Annotated in this window: 2 protein-coding genes; both read right to left on the reverse strand. The window is 73.6% G+C overall.

The features are described from left to right. Positions 1 to 520, reverse strand: a 520-nt coding sequence (locus AC1DUQ_RS21835; protein ID WP_477074648.1) for a hypothetical protein, incomplete at its 3' end; no start/stop codon positions are given. A 186-nt stretch (positions 521 to 706) separates the two neighbouring features. After that, positions 707 to 1,078 carry a winged helix-turn-helix transcriptional regulator gene (locus tag AC1DUQ_RS21840; protein ID WP_477059744.1) on the reverse strand — a complete coding sequence of 124 codons (372 nt, stop codon included), beginning with the start codon at positions 1,076 to 1,078 and terminating at the stop codon, positions 707 to 709. Positions 1,079 to 1,248 lie beyond the last annotated feature (170 nt).

Below are 1,248 nucleotides of genomic sequence, written 5' to 3' on the forward strand. Positions count from 1 at the left end.
GTGACGTGACGGGGTGTGCGAGAGCCTGCGCGGGTGCGGGCGGCGGGTCGACGGCCGTCAGGCGGGCCATCACGGGGACGCGGACCGGCATCGGGGGCGGGACGGGAGGGTCCGTGATGGTCTCTGCGGGTGCCGCCGCGGCGTCGTCCAGCAGCCGGACCGGCGGCCTGCCCCCGAACGCGGCCACGGGCAGGATCCCCTGCGGCGTGACCGGCGGCCGCGAGGCGTCGGCCGCGGCCCGCTGGCCGAAGAACACGGCGGGCGCGAGCACGTGCGTCACGGGCAGGTACGGGGTCGGGACGTGCAGGGCGGTGGTCGGGTGGCCCGCCCCGAGCGCGCGCCACCGCGGAGGCGTGCTCGCGTCGTGCCGGAGCCGAGGATCGCGGCGGAGGACCTGCTCCACCTCGGCCTCCGTCAGGCCGGGGTGCCCGGCGAGTGCGAGGCCGTGCGCCAGCTCCAGCGCGGTCTGCTGCGGGCGGGCGATCAGGGCTGCGTGCAACGCGTCGGTCGGCGTAGACACGGCCTGCCCTCCAAGACGTCGACGTGCGAGGCGAGCCCGGATCGCGGAGCCCACGTCTTGTTGTCGGCATCCCGCGGCCCGGAGTTCAGTCGCGAACCCTCACTCGTCCGACGGAACCCAGTCCCAGGCGGGCCCCGGACCCGGTCGTGGGCCCGACCGGTCCACCGTGGCACGCCGGCGTGCCGCTCAGCCGGCGACGATCTCCTCGGCGTTGTCCATGATCCACTCCATCAGCGGCAGCAGCCGGGCCACCAGCTCGGACCCGCGCTCGGTGAGGGAGTAGTCGACGCGCGGCGGGATGCTGGCGGTGACCTCGCGGTGCACGATCCCGTCCGCCTCGAGCGTCCGCAGGGTCTGGGCCAGCATCTTCTCGCTGATCCCCTCGACGATCCGCCGCAGCTCGCCCCAGCGCATCGTGCGCTCGGACAGGGCGACCAGCAGCAGGACGCCCCACTTGCTCGTCACGTGGTCGAGCACCACACGCGACGGGCAGGCCGCGGCCAGGACCCCGTCAGTCAGGAGGCGATCCAGGGCGCTGACCTCGTTACTCACCGTCACGTGCGTACCTTACGCCAAAGTGGGTACCCACGATCCGGAAGGTTCTGAACCGACGGCCGGTTGCGGCGGACGACACGCAGTCGCCCGTCGAGAGGAACCCACTCATGTCCGTCGTCGTCACCGGTGCCACAGGCCACCTCGGCCGTCTTGTCGTCCAGCACCTCCTGGCG

This window comes from Cellulomonas sp. P4_B5_2 (assembly GCF_056402235.1).